This window comes from Pseudomonas sp. SA233, from assembly GCF_054792385.1.
On sequence record NZ_CP096449.1, the window covers coordinates 1,800,086 to 1,826,037 of the forward strand.

At 63.4% G+C, this 25,952-nt stretch carries 21 protein-coding genes, 1 tRNA gene and 1 pseudogene; 15 read left to right on the plus strand and 8 right to left on the minus strand.

What is annotated here, in order from left to right:
- Positions 1-514 precede the first annotated feature (514 nt).
- The 3 genes and pseudogenes from M1D87_RS08345 to mqo form a co-directional block, all read left to right on the plus strand.
- Positions 515-625 (plus strand): annotated as a pseudogene (locus tag M1D87_RS08345) (hypothetical protein); the annotation flags it as partial.
- A gap of 228 nt (positions 626-853) precedes the next feature.
- Positions 854-1,558 carry a methyl-accepting chemotaxis protein gene (locus M1D87_RS08350; RefSeq protein ID WP_371053073.1) on the plus strand — a complete coding sequence of 235 codons (705 nt, stop codon included), beginning with the start codon at positions 854-856 and terminating at the stop codon, positions 1,556-1,558.
- 192 nt (positions 1,559-1,750) lie between these two features.
- On the plus strand, positions 1,751-3,325 hold the full coding sequence (gene mqo / locus M1D87_RS08355) for a malate dehydrogenase (quinone) (RefSeq protein ID WP_039614119.1): 1,575 nt from the start codon (positions 1,751-1,753) through the stop codon (positions 3,323-3,325).
- Between the two features lie 138 nt (positions 3,326-3,463).
- Here mqo and M1D87_RS08360 read toward each other — a convergent pair.
- Positions 3,464-3,540: transfer RNA gene (locus tag M1D87_RS08360), tRNA-Pro, on the minus strand.
- Between the two features lie 80 nt (positions 3,541-3,620).
- Positions 3,621-3,842, minus strand: a complete 222-nt coding sequence (locus M1D87_RS08365) for a YgdI/YgdR family lipoprotein (protein ID WP_013971697.1) — start codon at positions 3,840-3,842, stop codon at positions 3,621-3,623.
- A gap of 188 nt (positions 3,843-4,030) precedes the next feature.
- Between M1D87_RS08365 and moaB the strand changes: the two genes are divergently transcribed.
- Both moaB and M1D87_RS08375 read left to right on the plus strand, forming a co-directional pair.
- Entirely contained in the window at positions 4,031-4,570 is a 540-nt protein-coding gene (moaB, locus tag M1D87_RS08370) for a molybdenum cofactor biosynthesis protein B (protein WP_013971698.1), read from the plus strand.
- A 22-nt stretch (positions 4,571-4,592) separates the two neighbouring features.
- Positions 4,593-5,780, plus strand: a complete 1,188-nt coding sequence (locus M1D87_RS08375; RefSeq protein ID WP_061551580.1) for a molybdopterin molybdotransferase MoeA — start codon at positions 4,593-4,595, stop codon at positions 5,778-5,780.
- Here M1D87_RS08375 and M1D87_RS08380 read toward each other — a convergent pair.
- Complete coding sequence (locus M1D87_RS08380; RefSeq protein WP_123085241.1) at positions 5,769-7,016, minus strand: glycosyltransferase family 4 protein; 1,248 nt, start codon at positions 7,014-7,016, stop codon at positions 5,769-5,771. The genes M1D87_RS08375 and M1D87_RS08380 overlap by 12 nt on opposite strands.
- Before the next feature lie 406 nt (positions 7,017-7,422).
- Here M1D87_RS08380 and yegS point away from each other — a divergent pair, with 406 nt between their 5' ends.
- Positions 7,423-8,310, plus strand: coding sequence for a lipid kinase YegS (yegS, locus tag M1D87_RS08385; RefSeq protein ID WP_039614122.1), 888 nt, complete (start codon positions 7,423-7,425; stop codon positions 8,308-8,310).
- Here yegS and M1D87_RS08390 read toward each other — a convergent pair.
- The 3 genes from M1D87_RS08390 to M1D87_RS08400 all read right to left on the minus strand — a co-directional run bounded on the left by M1D87_RS08390 (position 8,294) and on the right by M1D87_RS08400 (position 10,724).
- Positions 8,294-8,953 carry a response regulator gene (locus M1D87_RS08390; protein WP_003260654.1) on the minus strand — a complete coding sequence of 220 codons (660 nt, stop codon included), beginning with the start codon at positions 8,951-8,953 and terminating at the stop codon, positions 8,294-8,296. The genes yegS and M1D87_RS08390 overlap by 17 nt on opposite strands.
- On the minus strand, positions 8,943-9,839 hold the full coding sequence (locus M1D87_RS08395; RefSeq protein ID WP_039614124.1) for a sensor histidine kinase: 897 nt from the start codon (positions 9,837-9,839) through the stop codon (positions 8,943-8,945). Before M1D87_RS08395 ends, M1D87_RS08390 begins: the two co-directional genes overlap by 11 nt.
- Before the next feature lie 375 nt (positions 9,840-10,214).
- On the minus strand, positions 10,215-10,724 hold the full coding sequence (locus M1D87_RS08400; RefSeq protein ID WP_123085243.1) for a histidine kinase: 510 nt from the start codon (positions 10,722-10,724) through the stop codon (positions 10,215-10,217).
- Positions 10,725-11,075: 351 nt separating this feature from the next.
- Between M1D87_RS08400 and M1D87_RS08405 the strand changes: the two genes are divergently transcribed.
- Complete coding sequence (locus M1D87_RS08405; RefSeq protein WP_013971705.1) at positions 11,076-12,011, plus strand: chemotaxis protein CheV; 936 nt, start codon at positions 11,076-11,078, stop codon at positions 12,009-12,011.
- A gap of 56 nt (positions 12,012-12,067) precedes the next feature.
- The gene (locus tag M1D87_RS08410; RefSeq protein WP_123085239.1) at positions 12,068-12,871 is read left to right on the plus strand and encodes an MOSC domain-containing protein; all 804 of its coding nucleotides are present in this window, start codon (positions 12,068-12,070) and stop codon (positions 12,869-12,871) included.
- 129 nt (positions 12,872-13,000) lie between these two features.
- Here the strand turns inward: M1D87_RS08410 and M1D87_RS08415 are convergent, their stop codons facing one another.
- Positions 13,001-14,926 carry a transglycosylase SLT domain-containing protein gene (locus M1D87_RS08415; RefSeq protein WP_061302839.1) on the minus strand — a complete coding sequence of 642 codons (1,926 nt, stop codon included), beginning with the start codon at positions 14,924-14,926 and terminating at the stop codon, positions 13,001-13,003.
- A 221-nt stretch (positions 14,927-15,147) separates the two neighbouring features.
- Here M1D87_RS08415 and M1D87_RS08420 point away from each other — a divergent pair, with 221 nt between their 5' ends.
- The gene (locus M1D87_RS08420; protein ID WP_024086579.1) at positions 15,148-17,076 is read left to right on the plus strand and encodes an ATP-binding cassette domain-containing protein; all 1,929 of its coding nucleotides are present in this window, start codon (positions 15,148-15,150) and stop codon (positions 17,074-17,076) included.
- Between the two features lie 125 nt (positions 17,077-17,201).
- On the opposite strand, the gene M1D87_RS08425 is transcribed toward M1D87_RS08420, so the two are convergent.
- Positions 17,202-17,642: a universal stress protein gene (locus tag M1D87_RS08425; protein WP_013971709.1), complete on the minus strand. Its 441-nt coding sequence runs from the start codon at positions 17,640-17,642 to the stop codon at positions 17,202-17,204.
- A gap of 110 nt (positions 17,643-17,752) precedes the next feature.
- Between M1D87_RS08425 and M1D87_RS08430 the strand changes: the two genes are divergently transcribed.
- The 6 genes from M1D87_RS08430 (at position 17,753) to M1D87_RS08455 (ending at position 25,914) form a co-directional block, all read left to right on the plus strand.
- Positions 17,753-18,190: a hypothetical protein gene (locus M1D87_RS08430; protein WP_123085238.1), complete on the plus strand. Its 438-nt coding sequence runs from the start codon at positions 17,753-17,755 to the stop codon at positions 18,188-18,190.
- A gap of 628 nt (positions 18,191-18,818) precedes the next feature.
- Positions 18,819-20,966, plus strand: coding sequence for a fatty acid oxidation complex subunit alpha FadB (gene fadB / locus M1D87_RS08435; protein WP_039614129.1), 2,148 nt, complete (start codon positions 18,819-18,821; stop codon positions 20,964-20,966).
- A gap of 31 nt (positions 20,967-20,997) precedes the next feature.
- Complete coding sequence (gene fadA / locus M1D87_RS08440; RefSeq protein ID WP_013971712.1) at positions 20,998-22,173, plus strand: acetyl-CoA C-acyltransferase FadA; 1,176 nt, start codon at positions 20,998-21,000, stop codon at positions 22,171-22,173.
- 77 nt (positions 22,174-22,250) lie between these two features.
- On the plus strand, positions 22,251-22,502 hold the full coding sequence (locus M1D87_RS08445) for a DUF1653 domain-containing protein (protein ID WP_023661154.1): 252 nt from the start codon (positions 22,251-22,253) through the stop codon (positions 22,500-22,502).
- A 100-nt stretch (positions 22,503-22,602) separates the two neighbouring features.
- The gene (topA, locus tag M1D87_RS08450) at positions 22,603-25,212 is read left to right on the plus strand and encodes a type I DNA topoisomerase (protein WP_015269531.1); all 2,610 of its coding nucleotides are present in this window, start codon (positions 22,603-22,605) and stop codon (positions 25,210-25,212) included.
- A 186-nt stretch (positions 25,213-25,398) separates the two neighbouring features.
- Complete coding sequence (locus tag M1D87_RS08455; RefSeq protein WP_004376432.1) at positions 25,399-25,914, plus strand: DUF6586 family protein; 516 nt, start codon at positions 25,399-25,401, stop codon at positions 25,912-25,914.
- Positions 25,915-25,952: the final 38 nt, after the last annotated feature.

The following is a 25,952-nucleotide window of genomic DNA, read 5'->3' on the forward strand; positions in this document are numbered from 1 at the left end:
GATGTTGCTGATCGCCCTGGTGTGCTTCCAGTTCCTTTCGTCCAGCGTGCGCGGCTATGCCGAGTTGGTCGATGGGCCGCTGCGGGCCTCGCAATTGATCGACGAAGCCAACCTGCAGTTCAAGATCCAGGTGCAGGAATGGAAGAATGTGCTGTTGCGCGGGCGCCAGCCGACTGACATGGACAAGTACTGGCAGCAGTTCCAGGCTCGCGAGCAGCAGGTGCAGCAACTGCTCGGGCAATTGATCGACAGCAGCGACGCCAGGCTCAAGGCGCCGCTGCAGCAACTGCGTGACAGCCACCGGCAGTTGGGCCAGGCCTATGCGCAGGGTCGCCAGGCATTCCTGGCGGCGGGCGGCGACCCGGTGGCCGGCGACCAGGCGGTCAAGGGCGTGGACCGCGCCGTCAGCGAGCAGATGAGCGAACTGGTCGAGCAACTGCGTGCCGAAGCCCGTCAGCACGCCGCCAGCCTGAGTGCCGGTGCCGAGCGCACGGTATGGCTGGGTCTGCTGGTGATGCTGGCTTCGGCCGTGTTGGTGGGGCTGCTCAGCCTGTGGCTGGTCAACCGCAGCCTGATCGAACCGATCCGCCAGTTGATCGAGTATGTCGCGCAGCTGAGCCAGGGCCGCTTTGCCGCCCGGGTAGACAGCCGCCGTGAGGACGAACTGGGCCGCCTGGCGCGGGCCGCCAACACCCTGCGCGATTTCCTCGCCGACACGGTCGGCCGGCTGCAGGACAACGCCCAGGAACTGGAAGGGGCCAGCGGCCAGCTGCGCAGCATCGCCGGCGACATGGCCCGTGGTACCCACGACCAGTTTCAGCGCACCGACCAGGTGGCCACGGCCATGCACGAGATGTCCGCCACCGCCCAGGAAGTCGCCCGCCACGCCGCCGAGGCCGCCCGCGCGGCGGACGATGCCGACCACAGTGCCCAGGCGGGCGAGCAGGTGATGCAGCAGACCATCGACATCATCGGCGCGGTCAACCGCGAAATTGCCGGCACGGCGGCGGTGATTCGCGACCTTGAGCATGACAGCGCGCGCATTGGCAAAGTCCTTGAAGTGATCCGCGGCATTGCCGAGCAGACCAACCTGCTGGCGCTCAACGCGGCCATCGAAGCGGCCCGTGCCGGCGAGGCCGGGCGAGGTTTTGCGGTCGTCGCCGATGAAGTGCGCAGCCTGGCCCAGCGCACGGCGGCGTCGATCGCCGAGATCCACCAGATCATCGAGGCGGTGCAGTCGGGGGCGGTGGAGGCGGTCAAGGCCATCGAAAGCGGCCAGCAGCGCAGCGAGGAGGGTGCCGAGCAGGTGCAGCAGGCCGGGCAGATGCTGCAGCGCATCACCCTGGCAGTGGAAGCGATCCGCGACATGAACCGGCAGATCGCCACGGCGGCCGAAGAGCAGACCAGCGTGGCCGAGGACATCTCCTGCAACCTGATCGAAATCACCCGCATCGCCACGGCCAACCAGCAGGCGGTGCAGCATACCGAACAGGCGGGGCAGCGCCTGCATGGGTTGTCGGGGCAGCTGGGTGAAGTCACCTCCCGCCTCAGCGCCTGACGCGGCTCTTGTGGGAGCGGCGCCAGGTTGGCTACTGGGGAAACCCGCCACTTCCACTGCTTCATTCCATGCTCTCTGGCGGATTGCCGCCATCTACCCCGTCGCCCGCCCCCGGTATTCACTGCTCCAGTCCCAGTTGGCACGTTCCCTGCTCAAGGCGGCGCGCGTGTATACAACAACTGGATAACATCAATGAAGAAATTCCTGCTGACGTTCCTCTGCCTGGGCGTCATCGGCTGCTCCAAACCCGCGGAACCGGAAAAGACCGTCGACGTGCTGCTGATCGGCGGTGGCATCATGAGTGCCAGCCTGGGTACCTACCTCACCGAGCTGGAGCCCTCCTGGAAGATCGACGTCTACGAGCGCCTGGACCAGGTGGCCGAAGAAAGCTCCAATGCCTGGAACAACGCCGGCACCGGTCACTCCGCGTTCTGCGAGTTGAACTACACCAGTGTGGGCAAGGACGGCAATATCGATATCAGCAAGGCCGTGGGGGTCAACGAGCAGTTCGAGGTTTCCAAGCAGTTCTGGGCCTACCAGGTCGAGCAGGGCGTGCTGAGCAACCCGAAGTCGTTCATCAACAACGTGCCGCACATGAGTTTTGTCTGGGGTGACGACAACGTCGCCTTCCTGCACAAGCGCGTCGACGCCCTGCAGCACAGCTCGCTGTTCCGCGGCATGGAAATCTCCGAAGACCACGAGCAGATCCGCAAGTGGGCGCCGTTGGTGATGGAGGGCCGTGACCCGGGGCAGAAGGTCGCCGCCACGCGCATGGCCATCGGTACCGACGTGAACTTTGGCGAAATCACCCGCCAGTTGTTCGCGGCGATGACCCGCAACCCCAATGTGTCGCTGAACCTGCGCCATGAGGTGCGTGACATCGTGCGCAACGACGACGGCACCTGGCATGTGCGGGTGGCCGATCTGGCCAACGGCGGCGAGGAAAAGGCCGTCAACGCCCGCTTCGTGTTCATCGGTGCCGGTGGTGGCGCGCTGAAGCTGCTGCAGAAGTCGGGCATCCCTGAAGCCGAAGGCTATGCCGGCTTCCCGGTCGGTGGTCAGTTCCTGATGACCGACAACCCCGACCTGGTCGCCCGCCACCAGGCCAAGCTGTACGGCAAGGCCTCGGTTGGCGCGCCGCCGATGTCGGTACCGCACCTGGACACGCGAATGATCGATGGCAAGCAGGTGCTGCTGTTCGGCCCGTTCGCCACCTTCTCCACCAAGTACCTCAAGCACGGCTCGCTGCTGGACATGTTCGCCTCGCTGAACAGCCACAACGTGCTACCGATGGTCAATGCCGGTATCGACAACATCGACCTCAGCACCTACCTGATGGGGCAGCTGATGCTCAGTTTCGATGACCGCATGAACGCGCTGCGCGAGTACTTCCCCAACGCCAAGAACGAAGACTGGAAGCTGCTGCAGGCCGGCCAGCGGGTGCAGGTGATCAAGAAGGACCCGGTCCTGGGCGGTGTGCTGCAGTTCGGTACTGAAGTGGTGGCGGCGCAGGACGGCAGCATCGCTGCGTTGCTGGGAGCTTCGCCGGGGGCCTCGACAGCGGCGCCGATCATGCTGACCGTGCTGGAAAAGACCTTCAAGGACCGTATCCAGTCGCCAGCCTGGCAGGCCAGGCTCAAGGAAATCGTGCCAAGCTATGGGCAAAAGCTGAACAACAATCTGGCGCTGACCAACCAGACCCGGGCATGGAGCAGTGAACGCCTGCAGTTGCTGTATGTGCCGGTGGAGGCCGAGGTGTCGCACTGACCTGCACAAATTGCTGGGGGCTGCCTTGCAGCCCTTTCGTGACACAAGGCCGCTCCCACAACGGGGGGCGCGCTGGGGCCGGGCACTTTTCAACGCACAACAAAAAGCCCGCACAAGGCGGGCTTTTTGATGAGGATTTGGTCGGAGAGACAGGATTCGAACCTGCGGCCTTCTCGTCCCGAACGAGACGCGCTACCTGGCTGCGCTACACTCCGATGAAGGAAATCCTACTGCATACTTTTTTTGCACGCAAGCCCTTGTTGTTAAAAGGGCCTTTGCAAAAAACAGGCTGCGATCAGAGCTCTTTGACGGTGCGGATCTGGTCCTTGTTCAGGCGCGTGCGCTTGCCGTCCAGCTGCTCGAATTCGTAGAAACCGGAGTCTTCATCGTACTTCGGTGTGTCGGTGGCCTGGATTTCGCGACCGTCGTTCAGGGTAATGACGGTTGGCGATGCGCAGCCAGCGAGGGCGCCCAGGCCCAGGGCGAGCAGAAAGGCGGGTAGGGTCCGTTGAATCATCGTGTTTCTCCAGTGCGATGGTGCTAGATGACATTAAGACGCAGGGCGTCCACGCAAGTTCCGTCTACAGTGCAGCATAGCGGCAAACCTGTGGCATTGATCGAGGGCAAGGGCCACGGGCGTCAAGCTGTGATGGGCGCGTGCTGTGTTATAACTGCGGCCATCCCATCTTCTTGTGACGGACCCCCATGAAAGCCAAGGCAGATACCCCCTTCGTGCCGCTGAACATCGCCGTGCTCACAGTCAGCGACACCCGCACCTTCGACACCGATACCTCCGGCCAGATGTTCGTCGACCGCCTGAGCGCGGCTGGCCATCGCCTGGCCGAGCGCGTGCTGCTGAAAGACGACCTGTACAAGATTCGCGCCCAGGTCGCCACCTGGATTGCCGATGACAGCGTGCAGGTGGTGCTGATCACCGGCGGCACCGGCTTTACCGGCCGCGACAGCACGCCCGAGGCCGTGGCCTGCCTGCTGGACAAGCAGGTAGAAGGCTTTGGTGAGCTGTTCCGGCAGATTTCCGTGGCTGACATCGGCACCTCCACCGTTCAGTCGCGCGCCCTGGCCGGGCTGGCCAACGGTACCCTGGTGTGCTGCCTGCCGGGTTCGACCAACGCGGTGCGCACCGGTTGGGACGGTATCCTCGCCGAGCAGCTGGATGCCCGCCATCGCCCGTGCAACTTCGTGCCGCACCTGAAGCAGGCAGCGGCCTGCGACAGCCGTGGCTGAGGTTACCCAGGCCCGGCCGCTGATGCCGGTAGAGCAGGCCCTGGAGCAGTTGCTGGCATTGGCCGAAGCGGCACCGATCCGTGACACAGAGAACCTGCCACTAGCCGAGGCCGAAGGCCGTGTGCTGGCCACCCACCTGGTGGCCTCGCTCGACCTGCCGCCTTGGCCGAACAGCGCCATGGACGGTTACGCCCTGCGCCTGGCCGACTGGCAGGGCGAACCGCTGCCGGTCAGCCAGCGGATTTTCGCCGGCCATGCGCCGCAGCCGCTGCAGCCGGGTACCTGCGCACGCATCTTCACCGGGGCGCCGCTGCCCGGAGGTGCCGACTGCGTCGAAATGCAGGAAAACACCGAAGTGGCGGAGGATGGGCGGGTACGCTTTCTCGAAGCGCTGAAGACCGGGCAGAACATTCGTCCCCAGGGCCAGGAAACCCGCAAGGGCGAACAGGTGATGAGCGCCGGCACCCGGCTGGGGCCGATCGAGCTGGGCCTGGCCGCGACCTTGGGCCACGGCCGGCTGGATGTGGTGCGCAAGGTGCGGGTGGCGGTGTTGTCCACCGGTGACGAACTGGTCGAACCTGGCCTGCCGCTGGGGCCGGGGCAGATCTACAACAGTAACCGCCGACTGCTGGTCAGCTGGTTGCAGCGGCTGGGCTGCGAGGTGGTCGATGCGGGCATCCTGCCGGATGACCTGGCACGCACCCGCACCAGCCTGGCCGAACTGGGCGATGTCGACCTGATCCTGTCCACCGGCGGTGTCTCGGTGGGTGAGGCCGACTACCTCGGTGCCGCCCTGCGCGAAGCCGGCGAGCTGGCTTTGTGGAAGCTGGCGATCAAACCGGGCAAGCCGCTGACCTTCGGCCACTTCCAGGGCGTGCCGGTAATCGGCCTGCCGGGTAACCCGGCCTCGACCCTGGTCACCTTCGGCCTGCTCACCCGGCCGTACTTGTTGCGGCGTCAGGGCGTGACCGATGTCACGCCGTTGCGCTTTGACATGCCGGCCGGCTTTGACTGGCCCAAGGCCGGCACGCGCCGCGAGTACCTGCGCGCCCGCATCGAGCAAGGCCAAGTGCGTATCTACAAGAACCAGAGTTCGGGCGTACTGCGCAGTGCGGCCTGGGCCGAGGGGCTGGTAGAAGTGCGTGAAGGCAGTACACCGAAGCAGGGTGACAGCGTGCCCTTCATTCCCTTCAGCGAACTACTTGGCTGAACGGCCCAGCCAGGCACTGGCCAGCGGCGCGGCCTCGACCGGTGCCGCCAGGGCCAGGCGCATGTGCACGTTCTCCAGTTGCTGGGCGGCCACGCTCCAGTCGTGGCGCTGGCGGGCAAACTGGCGGCCGGCGTCGCTCAACTGGCTCATGCGCCAGGGCTGGTTGAGCAACTGGGTGATCAGCAGCGCCAACTGGTCGCCATCCTCACTGCCCAGGTAGTGCTCACCGTTGTTCGCGGCCAGGCCTGAAACGCCCTTGCCGGTGGTGATTACCGGCAAGCCGGCGGCCATCGCTTCGAGGATTTTCACCTTGGAGCCACCGGCATAGCGCAGTGGTGCGAAGAACAGTGCCGAGCGCCGCTGCAGTTCACGCAGGTCGGGGCGGTAGCCGAACCATTCGATGCGTGGGTCGTTCCAGTGCAGTTTCCAGCTCGTCGGCATGGCATGCCCGGCAATCGCCAGGCGTACCGCCGGGTTGCTCATCCATACCTGCGGCATGATGTCTTCCAGCGCCCATTCGATGGCCTCCAGGTTGGCGCCATACTCGAAGTTGCCAACGAACAGCAGGCGCTGGCTGTGCAGCGCCGGTTGCACGTGCTGGTAGAAATCACAGTCCACGCCATTGACCACCACGTTCACCGGGCGCCCGCTGATCTGCGTTATCAGCTCGGCATCGTGGGCGCTGACTGCCACCAGTTCGGTGGGTTGGTGCAATACCCGCTGTTCCCAGCGTCGATAACGCCAGCGGTCGAAGGCGTTGAGCGGGCGCAGCCACAGCGGTAGGCGATCGTGGTTGGCGCCCCCCATCACTGATTCCAGGGTGTGCTCGCTGAGCATGTACGGCAGCCCGCGTGCCTGCAGGGCTTTTTCGAAGGGCTGGAAACTGTAGCTGTGCTCGATCTGGATCACGTCCCAGGGCTCGTCCAGCAATTGCTCGAAGCGGTGCCGCAGGCAAGGGGCCAGACCATTGATAATTGCGCGCATGGGGTAAGCGATGATCGGCGAGGCCAGCAGGTTGAGCGGGCTGTGCAGGGGGCGGCGGGGCAGCACGATCAGGCGCTCGAGCAGCGGTTCCAGGGCCTCGCGGGCGGCATCGTCGAGGGGGATCTTCGATTGCACCAGCAGGGTAATCCGGTGGCCCCGCTGTGCCAGTGCGCGTATCAGGTGGTATTGCCGGGTCTTGCTGCCGCTGGTGGTCGGCCAAGGCAGGTACGGCAGTGTCCAGAGAATGCGCATGACCCGAAATCCTCGCTAAAGGCTGCGGATAGCAAGACGCGCCCGTGGGCAGCAGTGGTAGAACCACTGCCGGGGGCGCGTCCGTGGCAATAAAGTGTATTTGCTGAGCATAGCCGTGCATTGCCAGGCGTGTGGGAAAAGACCGGCCAACGCTTGTCGGTTGACGTCCGGCCCACACGGTCAATTTTGTGTGAGCGGCCTTGTGTCGCGATAGGGGCGCGAAGCGGCCCCACATTTTCAGCTCCGCTGCGGAGATTGCCGGGGCCGCTCTGCGGCCCTATCGCGACACAAGGCCGCTCCCACAAAAATTGATCGCGCTGGCCTGCTATTTTTTGGGGCGCATGCAACGATCCGCGATTGCGGAGGGTCGAGATCTGGGTTGATCACTTCACGGAGGCGCACAAACATGCGAGCGGGCAAGGCAATGCTGATCCTGCATGGCAAGCAGGCGATGAATGAAGACTTGCGCAGCGCCGTGCATGATCTGCGCGACAGCGGCTGGGTGCTGGATGTGCGGGTCACCTGGGAGGCCGGTGACGCCCAGCGGCTGGTCACCGAGGCGCTGGCCGCCGGCTACGACCACATCGTCGCCGGAGGTGGGGATGGCACGCTGCGTGATGTCGCCGAGGCCATGGGGCTGGCAGGTACCCAGGCCAGCCTGGCGTTGTTGCCGCTGGGCACGGCCAACGATTTTGCCAAGGCCGCCGGCATACCCCTGGAGCCTGCCACGGCCCTGGCCTTGCTGAACATACCCGCACGGCCGATAGACCTGGGCCAGGCTGGTGACCAGCTGTTCCTCAACATGGCCACGGGCGGTTTTGGCAGCCAGGTCACGGCCAATACCTCCGAAGACCTGAAGAAAGTACTGGGCGCGGCCGCCTACCTGTTCACCGGGTTGTCGCGCTTCAGCGAACTGCAGGCAGCCTCGGTAGAGCTGCAAGGGCCAGGCTTCGACTGGCAGGGTGACCTGCTGGCGCTGGGGATCGGCAATGGCCGCCAGGCCGGGGGTGGGCAAATGCTGTGCCCCGAGGCCCTGGTGGACGACGGCTTGCTCGATATCGCCATCCTGCCGGCACCACAGGAGATGGTTGGGGCGCTGCGTGAGCTGTTGGCTGGCAACGGGTTGTTAGTCAGGGCCAGGTTGCCCTGGGTGGAGATCAAGTGCTCGCAGGGGCTGGACATCAACCTCGATGGCGAGCCAGTGCAGGCCGAAAAGTTACGCTTCCAGGCCAAGCCCGCTGCACTGCGGCTACACCTGCCGGAGGGGTCTCCGTTGCTCAGTCGTCCAGGCTGATGATTTTCTCGCGCACGGCGAACAGCACCAGGCCGGCCACGTCATGGATTTGCAGGCGTTTCATGACCTGCGAGCGGTGGGTTTCCACAGTCTTGATCGACAGGCCCAGGCCGGTGGCGATTTCCCGGGTGGACTTGCCACGCACGATCAGGCGCAGGATCTCCAGCTGTCGCGCCGTGAGATTATGCCGCTCGCCAGCTGGTTGCTTGCCCTGCCTGGTGTGCTGCAGCGCCTGGTTGATGACCGTATGGGCGACGGCTGGGCTGAGGTAGCGCTCGCCGTTGCGCACCGCGGCCAGGGCCTGTTCCAGCTCGGTGGCGCTGGTGTCCTTGAGCAGGTAGCCGTGGGCGCCACTCTCCAGTGCCCGCATGATCAGGTCCGGGTCGGTGTGCATCGACAGGATCAACACCTTGCAGGTGCTGCCGCTGGCGCGCAGTTGGGTGAGGGCGTCCAGGCCGCTGGTCGAGCGCATGGAGATGTCCAGCAAGACGATGTCCGGCGCCAGCGTGCGCACCTGTTCGAGCAACTGGCTGCCGTCGTCGGCTTCACCGATCACGTCATAGCCGGGAATGTCGCACACCAGTGCGCGCACACCGGCGCGAATCAGTGAGTGGTCGTCTACCAGCAGCAGTCTACAGGTCATGGGTTGCGGTGCTCCTGGCGCGTTGCTGGGTGCGCGGTGGCCATGGGAACATCGCCTCGATGTGCGTGCCCAGCCCGAGCTGGCTGGTAATGTCCAGGCTGCCCTGCAACGCGGTTACCCGCTCCTGCATACCGGCCAAGCCCCGCTGGCCTGCTTCGGCCGGTTGCCTGGCGGGCACGAAGCCGCGGCCATCGTCTTGGATCGACAACGCCAACCCCTCGGGGGTGCGCTGCAGGCGGATGACCAGATTGCGTGCCTGGGCGTGGCGCAGCATGTTGGTCACAGCTTCCTGGGTAATGCGGAACACGGCCATGGCCACGGCCTCGTCGATGCCCCCCAGGCGCTGGTTGCAGGCCAGGCTCCAGTGAACGTCGCTGTTGCCCAGGGTGCGCACCAGGTGTGCGCGCAGGCTGGCTTCCAGGCCCAGGCTGGCCAACTGCCGCGGGTTGAGCAGGGCGGAGACATCGCGCACGTTGCCCAAGGTGTCATCCAGCGTGCTGCGCAGGGCGTCGCAGTGGCCTTGCAGCTCGTCGGGCATGCGCTTCTGCAGCCACTGCAGCTGCAGCTTGGCGGCGGTGAGCAACTGGCCGATGTCGTCGTGCAGTTCCCGGCTCAGGTGCTGGCGCTCGCCTTCCTGGACTTTGAGCATGCGCTCGGCCAGTTCCGCCGGGCGCAGGCTGATCGACCTGGCACCCAGGGCCAGGTGCACGGTAGCGCCCAGAGTGGCGGCCAGTTGCAGCACCAGCAGGCTGGCCGGGATCACCTGATCGGCCAGGTACAGCAACAGGTTGGCGACCAGCGAGGCAATGCACAGCCCGACAGTCGCCCAGCGCAGCAGGGTAGTACGGGAGCAGCACAGCAAAGAAGTCTTCAAGCGTGGAAGCATAGGTAGGGAAGCCACTGAAGTATTGCTGATGGAGGCCTTGCACAATCCATGTCAGAGGCTTTGGAGCAGTACTTGCCGTTTTCTTTCAAACACGTGATCTTGCGACCTTGCTGCAGGCCGCAAGCGTTTGTGGGGGCGCATATTACCACTTCGCAGTGCATCGGTCGCGGTCGGCTAACGCCATGAAACGCCGACGAGGCGGGCGCGGGAGGGTGGCAAAGTGCCGCTTTGCTTGATCGCGCAACATGCACTTGCCATCGAACTTGTGCGCTGTTGATTCAACTTGGCCCCCCGCAACCTGAAAAACCTCGAGAATTTTCCAGGTTCGGCCAGGATGGGCCTGAATGAACGTGCCCGGCTGCATTTTGCGCCAGTTCAATAGGTGGCAGATGAGCGGCCGGAGTGCGTGCTGCCTGCCGTCTCGGAATGCGGGTGAATGCACACGCTGCCTTGCTCGTCGCAGGGTGTGCAAGGTTGTGCAAACGTTTGCTGCACGGCCTTGGCCAGTTCACCCAGCAGCACCAACTGCTCGCCGATGTCCAGGTTGAGCCGTCCGGTGCAAGGGTCTACAAGTTCCAGCTGCCAGGCCAGCAAGGTCAGGCAGGCCCCTACCGCGGGCAGGGCTTCGCGCTGCAGGCAACCGACCTGGCAGGCCGGTGCCAGCGTTTGCTGCAGGGCGGTGGTGTAATGGGCGACTTCGCGCAGGCCCAGATGTGCGGCCTGTCGAGCGAGGTTGTCGAGGGCATTTTCCAGGCAGTGGCAAGCATCCGGGTCGTTGTCGATCAGTTCCAGATGCTGCAGGCATTCCTGAGCCTGGGTCAGCAGTACCTGCGCATCCAGCAGGAACCCCTGCAGGGCGTTATCGAACGACAAGGCGCTGTCCATCATGATGCCCCCGCGCGTGGGGCTGGCACAGGGGACGGGCACGCCAAAACGATAGCTAGCAAAAGCCTGACTCCATTCATGCAATGAGAATGGCGTCACATTAATGGCTAAAGGATATCGCGAACATCAGGTCGCACCCGATTGTAGCTAAGGGTTTCCCTGATAAGGGCCTCAGGTGGGGAACTTTTGCTGTCCCGCTGAATCACCCCGCGCTTCCCGCAGTAAAGCATGATGGTAAAGTGATATCAATTGCCTTCACGGCATTTTCCCGCAAGGGTCAAGGTGTGCGTGAAGCCGCCGATACAGGGTGGATGATTTCACTTTTTCCGACTCAAGCCTGGGGGCTTTCCAATGGCTGGCATTCTCGACACAGTAGACCAACGCACGCAACTGGTGGGTGAGAACCGCCTGGAAATCCTGATGTTTCGCCTGGCCGGCCGCCAGTTGTTCGCGATCAACGTGTTCAAGGTGCAGGAAGTGCTGCAGCTGCCCAAGTTGACCCTGATGCCCCAGCGCCACGCTTTCGTCTGCGGTGTGGTCAACCTGCGCGGCCAGACCCTGCCGGTGATCGACCTGTCCCAGGCGATCGGCATGCGCCCGCTGCAGCCGGGGCCGGACAGCACCATCATCGTCACCGAATACAACCGCTCGGTGCAGGCTTTCCTGGTGGGCGGTGTCGACCGTATCGTCAACATGAACTGGGAGGCGATCATGCCGCCGCCGTCCAGCGCCGGGCGCCAGCATTACCTGACGGCCATCACCAAGGTCGATGACAAGCTGGTGGAAGTGATCGACGTGGAGAAGGTGCTGGCCGAGATCGTGCCCTACAACGCCCGGGTTTCCGGCGACAAACTCGCCGATCCGGTGCTGGCCCGGGCCCGCGGCCGCGAAGTGCTGCTGGTGGACGATTCCAGCGTGGCCCTGGCGCAATTGCGCGACACCCTGTCCCAGCTGGGCGTGAAGCTGCACGTGGCCAGTGATGGCCTGAAGGCGCTGCGCATGCTCAAGGGTTGGGCCGACGCTGGTGAGGATGTGTGCGAGAAGCTGCTGATGGTGTTCACCGACGCCGAGATGCCGGAAATGGACGGCTACCGGTTGACCACCGAGATCCGTGGCGATGCCCGTTTGCGCCGGCTGTACGTGGTGTTGCACACCTCGCTGTCGGGCAGTTTCAACGAATCCATGGTGAAGAAGGTGGGCTGCGACAACTTCCTGTCCAAGTTCCAGCCCGATCGCCTGGTCGACGTGGTCAAGCAACGCCTGTTGCTGGATGCCGCTACTGCGTGATCCCGGCCCCTGCCGGGTATAAGCTTGGCGTTTTGGCATGACGCGAGGCGGCAGGGATGTTTCTCAGTGAGCTGTATCGGTACCCGGTGAAGTCCGGGCAGGCGCAACGCCTGCAGGCTTCACCGGTGGGGTTGCTGGGGTTGCAGGGCGACCGGCGCTGGATGGTGGTGGAGGAAGAAAATGGACGCTTCCTTACCCAGCGCGCCTGGCCTCATCTAGGCCAGATCAAGGCAAGCGATGATGACAGCGGCCAGTTGCTGCTGGAAGCACCTGGGCAGGCACCGTTGCGGGTGCCTGTGCCACCTGCCGATGACGCCCTGCGCGGCGTGACCATCTGGCGCGATACCTTGCGTGTGCCGGATGCGGGCGATGCGGCGGCGGCCTGGCTCAGCCAGTTGCTGGGCAAGGCCGTGCGCCTGGTGTATTGCCCGGAGCAGCGCGCGCGTTATCTGCCCAATGGCTATGGCTTCAACAGTGACCGGGCGGCGTTCCCCGACGGTTTCCCGTTGTTGCTGATCAACCAGGGATCGCTGGAAGAACTCGACCGCCGTATCGGCCGGCCAATGGAGGTGCTTCGTTTTCGGCCCAACCTGGTGGTGCAGGGGGCCGAACCGTTTGCCGAAGATGGGTGGAAGCGGATCCGTATCGGCAGCCTGGAATTTCGCGTGCTCAAGCCCAGTGTGCGCTGCATCTTTACCACCATCGACCCGGCTACCGGCGAGCGTACCGAGGACCGCGAGCCGATGGCCACGCTCAGGACCTTTCGTGAGAAGGAGGGGGATGTGCTGTTCGGGCAGAACCTGGCGGTGGATGGCAGTGGGTGGTTGGAGGTAGGGATGCAGGTCGAAATCCTGGAGTAGCTGTGTTGCCTGTGCCGGCCTCTTCGCGGGTAAACCCGCTCCCACAGATACTGCACCGCATTCAGGACCGGTGAAATATCTGTGGGAGCGGGTTTACCCGCGAAGAGGCCGGCGCAGGCTCACCAGTAATCACATGTCATCGAAATACCGCTCATGCCAATCCACCAGCGGCTGCGGCGAGTTCAGCTTCTGCCCATAGATCACCGAATACGACAGTACGTTCTGCACATACTGGCGCGTTTCGTCGAACGGGATCGACTCCACCCACACATCGAAGCTCAGGTGCTTGGCGCCTTTGAGCCACTGCCGCACGCGCCCGGGCCCGGCGTTGTAGGCTGCCGAAGCGAGTACCCGGTTGCCGTTGAACTGGCTGTGCACCTGGCTCAGGTAGGCCGCACCCAGCTGGATGTTCTTGTCTGGGTTGAGCACCTGCGCCGGTGATGCCAGCGGGATACTGAACTTGCGCGCGGTTTCCTTGGCCGTGGCCGGCATCAACTGCATCAGGCCGCTGGCACCGACCGGGGAACGGGCATCCTCCATGAACGCACTTTCCTGGCGGGTAATGGCGAATACCCAGCTTGAATGCAGGCCGCGGACCTTGGCCTCGCGCACCAGGGTGTCGCGGTGGGCCATCGGGAAGCGGATGTCCAGGTCGTCCCAGTACTGCGCCTGGCTGATGGTGCGAATGGCCGGGAAGTACCAGCGCAGGTCGTAGCCCAGGCGCGCCTGGGCGACCATTTCGTCGCGGCTGAAGTGGCGGCTGACGTGGTACCACTCGCGGCGACCTTCGACGATCTGGCCACGGGCGTGGAACTCCAGGGCACGGCGGATGCCCGGGGTGTTGCGGACTTTGTTGACCAGCTGTGGGCTGAGCACCAGCGGCTTGTTGTTCAGCTGGTAAGGGGTTTGTGCCCGGTCGGCAGCGAGGAAACCGTAGAAGTCACGCTCGCGCGCCACGGTCTTGTACAGCAGCGGGATCTGTGGGTTGTTCGGCTGTGCCAGCTCCAGGCTGCGCGCCTGCCAGTACTTCCAGCGGCTGCTGTTGGCCAGGTCCTGGGGCAGGCGGCGGGTCAGCTCGTAGGCGTCTTCCCAGCGGCCCAGGCGCAGCAGCAGGCGCAGGCGCCATTCGCTGACGGTGTTGTCACGCAGCTCGGGGTCGTAACGGGTCATCAGGTCGAGCGCGCGCGGGTCGTAGCGGCGCGCCAGGGTCAGGCCGATTTCGCGGGCGATGGCCACCTTCTCGTCGCGTGAAAAGTGCATGCGCTGGGCGTAGTCGTCGAGCAGCGCCATGGCCCGCTCCGGGTCCTGTCGGGCAAGGCGGCGCAGGCCGAGGCTGACCACGTCGGACATGGCTTCGTTGGCCGGGGTGAAGCGCGACGGCTGGTTGAGCAGCTCGGGTTTCTGCGCCACCTCTACCAGCAGGCGCCCCTGCGGCGCGAGGGTGGTCAGGGTCTTGACCAGGTTGTTGGCCAGGCCGTAGTTGCGCGCCTGGGCCGCCAGCTTGGTGCGTTGCCAGCGCTTGGCCTCGGTCAGTTGGCCCTCGGCCGCCCACATGCCGAACAGTGTGTCGCAGGTAGCCGGCTGCGACTTGCCGACGTTCCACAGTTTGTCGGCCGTGGCAAAACCCTCGGCGCGCAGGCCGTGGCTGAGCTGGTACTGGCCGTTGAGGCAGTCCAGTTCGGTGAAGTTGAGCTTGGGGTCGTAGTACTTGACGAAAGTGTTCCATTCGCCGCGTTCGGCCAGCCAGCGCAACCAGCGCAGTTTCATCCAGTTGGCCTGGGGCAGGTCGCCATGCTTGGCAAGGAAGCCTTCGATTTCCTGATTGCTCGCGGTTTTCAGGCGGGCGGTGAGTTCGTCGTAGGCCAGGTAGGGCGTCAGCGGGTAGTCGCTGAGGGCCTGGGCATAGCGCAGGTATGGGCCTTTGTCGCCTTTGGCCAGCGCGCGCTTGGCCTCGTCATAGTACTGGCGTTGCAGGGTAAGATCGGCGGCCTGCGCCGCGCAGGTGGCGGCGGTGAGCAGCAGGCAGGATGCAATATGTAACAGGCGGCTGCGCATGATACGTCCGGGCAGTTGAACCATGGGGAAGTGACGGCGGAGCCAGCACTGTTGGAAGCTATTGCCTTAGCTTAGCTGTTTGCCGGCGGCGGGTGAAAGCACTGTGCTTGTATCGGGATATTAAGTTCGACCAGATGTCGCAAAGCCCTTGCCGGATGGCCAGGCGGATGCCGTCGAGGGCCAAGTCAGGTAGAATGCGCGCCCGATTTATGGAGACCAACATGACCCTGCTCAAATTCAGCGATGTGTCCCTCGCATTCGGCGCCATGCCGCTGCTGGACAAAGTGTCCTGGCAGATCGCTCGTGGCGAGCGGGTGTGCATCATCGGCCGCAACGGCACCGGCAAGTCGAGCATGCTGCGCCTGGTCAAGGGCGAGCAGAAGGGCGACGACGGCGAAATCTGGCGTGCCCCGGGCCTGAAGATCGGCGAGCTGCCGCAGGAGCTGCCGGTGGCCGACGAGCGCACGGTGTTCGACGTGGTGGCCGCAGGCCTGGATGGTGTGGGCGATCTGCTGGCGCAGTTCCATCACCTGAGCCTGAACATCCAGGGTGATGAAGACCTGGAAAAACTCATGCACGTCCAGCACGAGCTGGAAGCCCGTGACGGCTGGCGCCTGCAGCAGGTGGTGGAAAGCACCCTCAGCCGCCTGCAGCTGCCGGCCGACAAGACCCTGGCCGAACTGTCCGGTGGCTGGCGCCGCCGCGTGCTGCTGGCCCAGGCGCTGGTGTCGGAGCCCGACCTGCTGCTGCTCGACGAGCCGACCAACCACCTGGACATCGGTGCCATCGCCTGGCTCGAAGAGGCCCTGCGCGGCTTCAATGGCGCGGTATTGTTCATCACCCACGACCGTTCGTTCCTGCAGAACCTGGCCACCCGCATCCTGGAACTGGACCGCGGCGGCCTGATCGACTGGAACGGCGACTATGCCAGCTTCCTGGTGCACAAGGAGGCCGCACTGGCCGCCGAGGAAACCGCCAACGCGTTGTTCGACAAGCGTCTGGCCCAGGAAGAGGTATGGATTCGCCAGGGCATCAAGGCCCGCCGTACCCGCAACGAAGGCCGCGTACGCGCACTGAAGGCCCTGCGCGTGGAGCGCAGCGAACGCCGCGAGCGCCAGGGCAAGGCCAATATCCAGATCGAGGCGGCGGAAAAGTCTGGCAAGCAGGTAATGGTGCTGGAGAACGTCAGCTTCCATCACCCGGAAGGGCCTGTGCTGGTCAAGGACTTCTCCATGGTTCTGCAGCGTGAGGACCGCATCGGCCTGCTGGGCGCGAATGGTACCGGCAAGACCACGTTGCTAAAGCTGATGCTCGGTGACCTGGAGCCGACCGCAGGCAAGGTCGAGCGCGGCACCAAGCTGGAAGTGGCCTATTTCGACCAGATGCGCCACCAGCTCGACCTGGAAAAGACCGTTATCGACAACCTGGCCGAAGGCCGGGACTTCATCGAGATCGACGGCCAGAACCGCCATGTGCTGAGCTACCTGGGCGATTTCCTGTTCAGCCCTCAGCGTGCCCGTACGCCGGTCAAGGCGCTCTCGGGTGGCGAGCGGGCACGGCTGTTGCTGGCCAAGCTGTTCAGCAAGCCGGCCAACCTGCTGGTGCTTGACGAGCCGACCAACGACCTGGACGTGGAAACCCTCGAGCTGCTCGAGGAGGTGCTGTCCAACTACAAGGGCACCGTGCTGATGGTCAGCCACGACCGGGCCTTCCTCGACAACGTCGTCACCAGCACCCTGGTGTTCGAAGGCGAGGGCAAGGTGCGTGAATACGTCGGTGGTTACGAGGACTGGATTCGCCAAGGGGGCTCACCGAAGCTGCTGGGCGTGACCGAGAGCAAGGGCGGCAAGTCCGAGCTCAACAGCGCGGTGGTGGAGAAGGTAGAGGCCAAGCCGGCGCCTGCGCAGGTTGCAGTGGTGGCTGATGGTTCGAAGAAGAAGCTCAGCTACAAGCTGCAACGTGAGCTGGAAATGCTGCCGGGGCAGATCGACGAGCTGGAGCAGCGCATGGCCGAGGCCCAGGAAGAAGTGAATGCGGCGGGCTTCTATCAGCGGCCGATTGCGGAAACGTCGGCAGTGCTGGCGAAGATCGAGAAGCTGCAGGGTGAGCTGGATGTGCTGGTGGAGCGCTGGGCCGAGCTGGAAGGCTGATCGGCGTTAGCCTGGCCCGGCCTCTTCGCGGGTGAACCCGCTCCCACAAGGACCGCACCGCTGTTGAGCACGGTGCAGTACCTGTGGGAGCGGGTTCACCCGCGAAAGGGCCGGCACCGGTTGAATCATTCCTTCTTCTGCAAGCGCACCGCCAGTACATCGCAGGGCGCCCCATGCAGCACGTCATTGGCCGTGGACCCCAGCAGCAACGCCAGGCCATGACGGCCATGGCTGCCGACCACGATCAGGTCGCACTTCTGGTCCTTGGCCAGCTGGTGGATTTCCTGGCGCGGCTGGCCATAGGTCAGGTGCGAGTCGCCGCGGTGGATGTCCGGGTATTTGTTGAACAGGCGGTCCATGCGTTCCTTGGCCTGGTCGAACTGCTGCTGTTGCAGCTGCGACAGGTCCATCGGCACGTCGCCGCCGAACGCCATGGCCATCGGCTCGACGATGTGTACCAGCGAAACCTTGGCATTCGACGGCGCGGCCAGCGCCATGGCGCGCTTGATCACCGGGTCGCATTCTTCGGTCAGGTCGACGGCGACCAGAAGATGTTCGTAGGACATGAGCGGAACTCCTGACAATCGCGATAGAAGAAGTATGGTCGCTTTCGGGCGGGTCTTCCGTGAAAAATGGCTAACCAGCTCATTTGCAACGTTTTATGGGAACTACTGATATGACGGTATTGCTGGTGGTGTCAATCCTCGCGCTGATTCTCAGCCCGCTTTCCTGGCTGCGCACCTCGCGCAAGCAGAGCGAGCAGATGAAGCTGCGCCTGGAGGCTCGGCGCATGGGTTTGGCCATGCAGCTGGCGCCGCAGCAGTGGCCGCACTGGCTGGAAAAGCAGCCGCCAAGCCCGTGCCCGCAATACCACCGGGCCCGTCGCCGCGGGCATGAGGACAGCTTCTGCTTCTGGCAGATCACCCCGGGGGTGTGGTGGAACCAGTGGCGTGAACCCTGCGAGGACCCACGCTTCATGGAGGCCTTGGCACGCTTGCCGGCGAGTGTCTACAAGGTCGAGGCCGATGCCCGGATGATCGCGCTGTACTGGACCGAGCGGGGTGATACCGCTGTGTTGCAGGATATTGCCCACGTCCTCGAAACCCTGGCCTGAACTCCAGCTTCTGCTTCACTGGTGACGCCTGTAGGAGCAGCCTTGTGCTGCGAAGAGGCCCGTATGCCGGATACAGATGGCTGGATGTGTCGACCCTTTCGCAGCGCAAGGCTGCTCCTACAGGCACGGCGCATCTCCTGACGGCGTTAAACGACAAAGCGGCGGCTTGGCCGACCCCTGAAGGGGTGGGGTGCCAAGTCGCCGCTTTGCGTTCTGCTGCGCAGAAAAGGCCAGGCAGGCCGGGTATGCATTCAAGCAAGTGCCAGTGTAGCCGTTCAAGGCCGCCGCGCAAGGCAAAAGCTGCAGCATTCTTCTGCGGTTCATGGTCAATCGCTGACATGAATGGCCAGCAATCACTGTCATCACGTTTTGTACCGGGACGCTACAAAATGACCGGAAAGTCGTGTTTTCACCTTGCTCGCGAGCATTTGACAACGCCGATCTTTTCGGAGAATGTGTGCACACCCAAATCAAACGGGCGTATGAATTGAGCGTTTGTATGTCATGACGCCAAGCCATACTTCCGACTAGCGCGCTGACGGGTGTGCCTGGGGCAGGGCAGCTAGGCCTGCTTTTGCTGCAGCGATCGGCGTGTACAGTTCAGCTTCCATATCGTGGAGATCAGTTGATGATTTACGAAGGTAAAGCCATCACGGTTAAGGCTCTTGAAAGTGGCATCGTCGAGCTCAAGTTCGACCTCAAGGGTGAGTCCGTCAACAAGTTCAACCGCCTGACCCTGAACGAACTGCGCCAGGCCGTCGATGCCATCCAGGCCGACGCCTCGGTCAAGGGCGTGATCGTCAGCAGTGGCAAGGACGTGTTCATCGTCGGCGCCGACATCACCGAGTTCGTCGACAACTTCAAGCTGCCCGAGGCCGAACTGGTCGCCGGCAACCTGGAAGCCAACCGCATTTTCAACGCCTTCGAAGACCTCGAAGTGCCGACCGTCGCCGCCATCAACGGCATCGCCCTGGGCGGCGGCCTGGAAATGTGCCTGGCCGCCGACTACCGGGTCATGTCCACCAGCGCCAAGATCGGCCTGCCGGAAGTCAAGCTGGGTATCTACCCGGGCTTCGGCGGCACCGTGCGCCTGCCGCGCCTGATCGGTTCGGACAACGCCATCGAATGGATCGCCGCCGGCAAGGAAAACCGTGCCGAGGACGCCCTGAAAGTGGGTGCCGTCGACGCCGTGGTCGCGCCTGAACTGCTGATGGCCGGTGCCCTTGACCTGGTCAAACGCGCCATCAGTGGCGAGCTGGACTACAAGGCCAAGCGCCAGCCCAAGCTGGAAAAGCTCAAGCTCAACGCCATCGAGCAGATGATGGCCTTCGAGACTGCCAAGGGCTTCGTCGCCGGCCAGGCCGGCCCTAACTACCCAGCCCCGGTCGAAGCCATCAAGACCATCCAGAAGGCTGCCAACTTCGGTCGTGACAAGGCCCTGGAAGTCGAAGCCGCAGGCTTCGCCAAGCTGGCCAAGACCTCGGTTGCCGAGAGCCTGATCGGCCTGTTCCTCAACGACCAGGAACTCAAGCGCAAGGCCAAGGCGCATGACGAAATCGCCCACGACGTGAAGCAGGCCGCCGTGCTCGGCGCCGGCATCATGGGTGGCGGCATCGCCTATCAGTCGGCGGTCAAGGGCACCCCGATCCTGATGAAGGATATCCGCGAGGAAGCCATCCAGCTGGGCCTGAACGAGGCCTCCAAGCTGCTCGGCAATCGCGTCGAGAAGGGCCGCCTGACCCCGGCCAAGATGGCCGAGGCACTCAACGCCATTCGCCCGACCCTGTCCTATGGCGATTTCGCCAATGTCGACATCGTCGTCGAGGCCGTGGTCGAGAACCCGAAAGTCAAGCAGGCCGTGCTGGCTGAAGTGGAAGCCCAGGTGAAGGACGATGCGATCCTCGCTTCCAACACCTCGACCATTTCCATCAATCTGCTGGCCAAGGCGCTCAAGCGCCCGGAAAACTTCGTCGGCATGCACTTCTTCAACCCGGTGCACATGATGCCGCTGGTGGAAGTCATCCGTGGCGAGAAGTCCAGTGAAGTGGCGGTTGCCACCACCGTGGCCTACGCCAAGAAAATGGGCAAGAACCCGATTGTGGTCAACGACTGCCCGGGCTTCCTGGTCAACCGCGTGCTGTTCCCGTACTTCGGCGGCTTCGCCAAGCTGGTAAGCGCCGGTGTCGACTTCGTGCGTATCGACAAGGTCATGGAAAAGTTCGGCTGGCCGATGGGCCCGGCGTACCTGATGGACGTGGTCGGCATCGACACCGGCCACCACGGCCGCGACGTGATGGCCGAAGGCTTCCCGGACCGCATGAAGGACGAGCGCCGCTCGGCCGTTGACGCACTTTACGAGGCCAACCGCCTGGGCCAGAAGAACGGCAAGGGCTTCTACGCCTACGAAACCGACAAGCGCGGCAAGCCGAAGAAGGTCGCCGACGCCACCGTGCTCGACGTGCTCAAGCCGATCGTCTTCGAGCAGCGTGAAGTCACCGACGAAGACATCATCAACTGGATGATGATCCCGCTGTGCCTGGAGACCGTGCGCTGCCTGGAAGACGGCATCGTCGAAACCGCTGCCGAAGCCGACATGGGCCTGGTCTACGGCATTGGCTTCCCTCCCTTCCGCGGTGGTGCGCTGCGCTACATCGACTCGATCGGTGTGGCCGAATTCGTTGCCCTGGCCGATCAATACGCCGACCTGGGGCCGCTGTACCACCCGACCGCGAAGCTGCGTGAAATGGCCAAGAACGGCCAGCGCTTCTTCAACTGAGCGGTCAACGAGCTAGAGCGAGAGATTTGATATGAGCCTGAATCCAAGAGACGTGGTGATTGTCGACTTCGGTCGCACGCCGATGGGCCGCTCCAAGGGTGGCATGCACCGCAATACCCGCGCCGAAGACATGTCGGCGCACCTGATCAGCAAGCTGTTGGAACGCAACGACAAGGTCGACCCGAAAGAAGTCGAGGACGTGATCTGGGGCTGCGTCAACCAGACCCTCGAGCAGGGCTGGAACATCGCCCGCATGGCCTCGCTGATGACCCAGATCCCGCACACCTCCGCGGCGCAGACCGTCAGCCGCCTGTGCGGCTCGTCGATGAGCGCGCTGCACACCGCCGCCCAGGCGATCATGACCGGCAACGGTGATGTATTCGTGGTCGGTGGCGTGGAACACATGGGCCACGTCAGCATGATGCATGGCGTCGACCCCAACCCGCACCTGTCCTTGCATGCTGCCAAGGCTTCCGGGATGATGGGCCTGACCGCGGAAATGCTCGGCAAGATGCACGGCATCACCCGTGAGCAGCAGGACCTGTTCGGCCTGCGTTCGCACCAGCTGGCCCACAAGGCCACGGTAGAAGGCAAGTTCAAGGATGAAATCATCCCGATGCAGGGCTACGACGAGAACGGCTTCCTGAAGGTGTTCGATTTCGACGAAACCATTCGCCCGGAAACCACCCTCGAAGGCCTGGCATCGCTGAAGCCGGCGTTCAACCCGAAAGGCGGTACCGTCACTGCCGGTACCTCGTCGCAGATCACCGACGGTGCATCGTGCATGATCGTCATGTCCGGCCAGCGCGCCATGGACCTGGGTATCCAGCCATTGGCGGTCATCCGTTCCATGGCGGTAGCTGGTGTCGACCCGGCAATCATGGGCTACGGCCCGGTGCCGTCGACCCAGAAAGCCCTCAAGCGTGCTGGCCTGACCATGGCCGACATCGACTTCATCGAGCTCAACGAAGCCTTCGCTGCACAGGCCCTGCCAGTGCTCAAAGACTTGAAAGTACTCGACAAGATGGATGAGAAGGTTAACCTGCACGGCGGCGCCATTGCCTTGGGCCACCCGTTTGGTTGCTCCGGGGCGCGGATTTCCGGCACCCTGCTCAATGTCATGAAGCAGAATGGCGGTACCCTGGGGGTGGCGACCATGTGTGTCGGCCTCGGCCAAGGTATCACCACTGTCTTCGAACGCGTCTGATCGCGTAGCGGGACAGCGACCGGGGCCTTGTGCCCCGGTTTTGTTTTTTACAGGTTTTATTCAAGAGGGTGGGCAACATGCAGATACAACCAGGCGTATACCGGCATTACAAAGGGCCTGAGTACCGTGTCTTCAGTGTTGCGCGGCACTCCGAGAGCGAAGAGTGGATGGTGTTCTACCAATGCCTGTATGGTGATTACAGCTTCTGGGTACGGCCACTTTCGATGTTCCAGGAGTCCGTCGAGGTTGACGGCGAGCAGGTGCCACGCTTTGCTTTGGTCAAGGCCGAAGAGGGGCTGCCCGGGTTGCTGGGCAAGTCGCACGAGTGATAGTCCGAACTTGACCTCACACTTTTGCCACTATATATAGCGGTGCCGCGTCTGGCACCTGACGCGTTTTTCATCTTCAGATTCAGGAATACTCCGATCCATGGGCAAATCGCTGGTCATTGTGGAATCCCCGGCCAAGGCCAAGACCATCAACAAGTACCTGGGCAACCAGTACGTGGTGAAGTCGAGTATCGGCCATATCCGAGACCTCCCCACCAGCGGTTCGGCCAGCGCCAGCAAAGAGCCAGCCGCCAAGCGTGGCAAGGCCGCGGGTGAGGCTCCGGCCCTGTCGCCGAAGGAAAAGGCCCGCCGCCAGCTGGTGGCACGCATGGGCGTCGACCCCGACCACGGCTGGAAGGCCAAGTACGAGATCCTGCCTGGCAAGGAAAAGGTGATCGAAGAGCTGCGCCGCCTGGCGAAGGACGCCGACACCATCTATCTCGCAACCGACTTGGACCGCGAAGGGGAAGCCATTGCCTGGCACCTGCGCGAGGCCATCGGCGGCGACGACACCCGCTACAAGCGCGTGGTGTTCAACGAAATCACCAAGAAGGCCATCCAGGAAGCCTTCTCGCAGCCGGGCGAGCTGGATATCGACCGGGTCAACGCGCAGCAGGCGCGGCGTTTCCTCGACCGCGTGGTCGGCTACATGGTTTCGCCGCTGCTGTGGGCCAAGATCGCCCGTGGCCTGTCCGCCGGCCGTGTACAGTCGGTGGCGGTGAAGCTGGTGGTGGAGCGCGAGCGTGAAATCCGCGCGTTCATCCCGGAAGAGTACTGGGAAATCCACGCCGACCTCGGCACCGCCAAGAACGCCAAGGTGCGTTTCGAAGTGGCCCGCGAGAAGGGTGAGGCCTTCAAACCGCTGAACGAAGCCCAGGCCATGGCCGCGCTGGAGAAGCTCAAGGCTTCCAGCTACAGCGTGGTCAAGCGCGAAGACCGCCCGACCAGCAGCAAGCCGTCGGCACCGTTCATTACGTCCACCTTGCAGCAGGCCGCCAGCAACCGCCTGGGCTTCGGTGTGAAGAAAACCATGATGATGGCCCAGCGCTTGTACGAAGCCGGCTACATCACCTACATGCGTACCGACTCGACCAACCTGTCGGCCGACGCCCTGGATATGGCGCGCAGCTACATCGAGCGCGAGTTCGGCAAGCAGTACCTGCCCGAGGCACCGCTGGTGTACGGCAGCAAGGAAGGCGCCCAGGAGGCGCACGAAGCGATTCGTCCTTCCGACGTGAACACCCACCCGAGCAAGCTCAGTGGCATGGAGCGTGACGCCGAGCGCCTGTATGAGCTGATCTGGCGCCAGTTCCTGGCCTGCCAGATGCCGCCGGCGCAGTACCTGTCCACCAGCGTCACCGTGGCTGCAGGCGACTTCGAGTTGCGTGCCAAGGGCCGTATCCTCAAGTTCGACGGTTACACCCGTGTGCTGCCGCAACAGAGCAAGCCTGGCGAAGACGACGTGTTGCCGGAAATGGTCCAGGGCGAAGCGCTGAAGCTGATCCAGATCGACCCGAGCCAGCACTTCACCAAGCCACCGGCGCGCTTCACCGAAGCTAGCCTGGTCAAGGAAATGGAAAAGCGCGGCATCGGTCGCCCGTCGACCTATGCGGCGATCATTTCGACCATTCAGGACCGTGGCTATGTGACTCTGCACAACCGCCGCTTCTATTCCGAGAAGATGGGCGACATCGTCACCGAGCGCCTGTCCGAAAGCTTCTCCAACCTGATGGACTACGGCTTTACCGCCGACATGGAAGAGAACCTCGACGACGTGGCCCAGGGCGAGCGTGACTGGAAGAACGTGCTCGACGAGTTCTATGGCGATTTCAGCAAGAAACTGCAGACCGCCGAGTCCAGCGAAGACGGCATGCGCGCCAACCAACCGACCATGACCAATATTCCTTGCAAGGAATGTGGCCGGCCGATGATGATCCGCACCGCCTCCACCGGCGTGTTCCTCGGTTGCTCGGGCTACAGCCTGCCGCCGAAAGAGCGCTGCAAGGCCACCGTCAACCTGGTGCCGGGCGACGAGATTGCCGCCGACGACGAGGGCGAATCGGAATCCCGCGTGTTGCTGGGCAAGCACCGCTGCCCGATCTGCGCCACGGCGATGGATGCCTACCTGCTGGACGAGAAGCACAAGCTGCACATCTGCGGTAACAACCCGGATTGCGCTGGCTACGAGATCGAGGAAGGCAACTACCGCATCAAGGGTTACGAAGGGCCGAGCCTGGAGTGCGACAAGTGTGGCAGCGAGATGCAGTTGAAGACTGGCCGCTTCGGCAAGTTCTTCGGTTGCACCAACCCGGCGTGCAAGAACACTCGCAAACTGCTCAAGAGCGGCGAGGCGGCGCCACCGAAGATGGACAAGGTGGACATGCCGGAGCTCAAGTGCGAGAAGGTCGACGATACCTACGTGCTGCGTGATGGCGCTTCGGGGCTGTTCCTGGCAGCCAGCCAGTTCCCCAAGAACCGCGAAACCCGCGCACCGCTGGTGCTGGAGATCGTGCCGCACAAGCATGAGATCGATCCGAAGTACCACTTCCTGTGCGATGCGCCGCAGAAAGACCCGGAAGGCCGTCCGGCGGTGATTCGCTACAGCCGCAAGACCAAGGAGCAGTATGTGCAGTCCGAGGTTGATGGCAAGCCGACCGGCTGGAAGGCGTTTTACGACGGCAATGCGTGGAAGGTTGAAGACAAGCGCTGATCTGTCAGTGCTGTAATTGGGGCCGCTTCGCGCCCCTTCGCGGGCTTGCCCGCTCCTACAGGTACAGCGCAAGCCTTGGGCTTGATGCAATTCTGTGGGAGCGGGCAAGCCCGCGAAGGGGCGCAAAGCGGCCCCAATCATTTATGATGCAGCTATCCGCCTTGCAGCCTTAGGGAGGTCACTGAAATGGCCCAGGAACTCTACACCCGCACCAATCAGAAACTGTTCTTTGCCGGCCTCGCCCTGGAGTCCATGGCCAAGGCCGAACAAAGCCAGGCCATGAATGCCCAGGGCCTGGTCCAGGCCGAGCGCGAGTCGGCGCTGTTCCATCTCTACGGCGCACTGCTGGGCCTGTGTCATGAAATTGGTGGCTTCTACCGCCTGCCAGTTGTTGCAACTGTCGAGCAAGCACTGGCTGACGACGCCCTGAACGGTATCGCCATCCCGGAAGTGGCCGAGCTGTTGGAGCTGGCCCGCCAGCGCGAAACCTGGCTGGCACAAATGCTTGGTGCTTATGCCGATTTGTTCCGACCACCGGTCGCGAAAAAAACGCCGAAAACCGACGTTACCCAGCCATTGATCCAGGCGGTCAATCTCGATGAGCCCGAGCATCCGGCGCTGTCGCATGCCGAACTGGAAAGCTGGCGCAGCGACCTCAAAGGCCTGGTGAGACGTTTCCGTGACGCGTTGAGTGAGTGCTGATAGCTGCTACGGCTGGTACAATGCTGGCCTTTCGCGGA

Coding starts and splice junctions, on each gene's coding strand:
- M1D87_RS08350 (WP_371053073.1), top strand. CDS start 854: ATGTCCGCCACCGCCCAGGAAGTCGCCCGCCACGCCGCCGAGGCCGCC.
- mqo (WP_039614119.1), top strand. CDS start 1,751: ATGAAGAAATTCCTGCTGACGTTCCTCTGCCTGGGCGTCATCGGCTGC.
- M1D87_RS08365 (WP_013971697.1), bottom strand. CDS start 3,842: ATGATTCAACGGACCCTACCCGCCTTTCTGCTCGCCCTGGGCCTGGGC.
- moaB (WP_013971698.1), top strand. CDS start 4,031: ATGAAAGCCAAGGCAGATACCCCCTTCGTGCCGCTGAACATCGCCGTG.
- M1D87_RS08375 (WP_061551580.1), top strand. CDS start 4,593: ATGCCGGTAGAGCAGGCCCTGGAGCAGTTGCTGGCATTGGCCGAAGCG.
- M1D87_RS08380 (WP_123085241.1), bottom strand. CDS start 7,016: ATGCGCATTCTCTGGACACTGCCGTACCTGCCTTGGCCGACCACCAGC.
- yegS (WP_039614122.1), top strand. CDS start 7,423: ATGCGAGCGGGCAAGGCAATGCTGATCCTGCATGGCAAGCAGGCGATG.
- M1D87_RS08390 (WP_003260654.1), bottom strand. CDS start 8,953: ATGACCTGTAGACTGCTGCTGGTAGACGACCACTCACTGATTCGCGCC.
- M1D87_RS08395 (WP_039614124.1), bottom strand. CDS start 9,839: ATGCTTCCACGCTTGAAGACTTCTTTGCTGTGCTGCTCCCGTACTACC.
- M1D87_RS08400 (WP_123085243.1), bottom strand. CDS start 10,724: ATGGACAGCGCCTTGTCGTTCGATAACGCCCTGCAGGGGTTCCTGCTG.
- M1D87_RS08405 (WP_013971705.1), top strand. CDS start 11,076: ATGGCTGGCATTCTCGACACAGTAGACCAACGCACGCAACTGGTGGGT.
- M1D87_RS08410 (WP_123085239.1), top strand. CDS start 12,068: ATGTTTCTCAGTGAGCTGTATCGGTACCCGGTGAAGTCCGGGCAGGCG.
- M1D87_RS08415 (WP_061302839.1), bottom strand. CDS start 14,926: ATGCGCAGCCGCCTGTTACATATTGCATCCTGCCTGCTGCTCACCGCC.
- M1D87_RS08420 (WP_024086579.1), top strand. CDS start 15,148: ATGACCCTGCTCAAATTCAGCGATGTGTCCCTCGCATTCGGCGCCATG.
- M1D87_RS08425 (WP_013971709.1), bottom strand. CDS start 17,642: ATGTCCTACGAACATCTTCTGGTCGCCGTCGACCTGACCGAAGAATGC.
- M1D87_RS08430 (WP_123085238.1), top strand. CDS start 17,753: ATGACGGTATTGCTGGTGGTGTCAATCCTCGCGCTGATTCTCAGCCCG.
- fadB (WP_039614129.1), top strand. CDS start 18,819: ATGATTTACGAAGGTAAAGCCATCACGGTTAAGGCTCTTGAAAGTGGC.
- fadA (WP_013971712.1), top strand. CDS start 20,998: ATGAGCCTGAATCCAAGAGACGTGGTGATTGTCGACTTCGGTCGCACG.
- M1D87_RS08445 (WP_023661154.1), top strand. CDS start 22,251: ATGCAGATACAACCAGGCGTATACCGGCATTACAAAGGGCCTGAGTAC.
- topA (WP_015269531.1), top strand. CDS start 22,603: ATGGGCAAATCGCTGGTCATTGTGGAATCCCCGGCCAAGGCCAAGACC.
- M1D87_RS08455 (WP_004376432.1), top strand. CDS start 25,399: ATGGCCCAGGAACTCTACACCCGCACCAATCAGAAACTGTTCTTTGCC.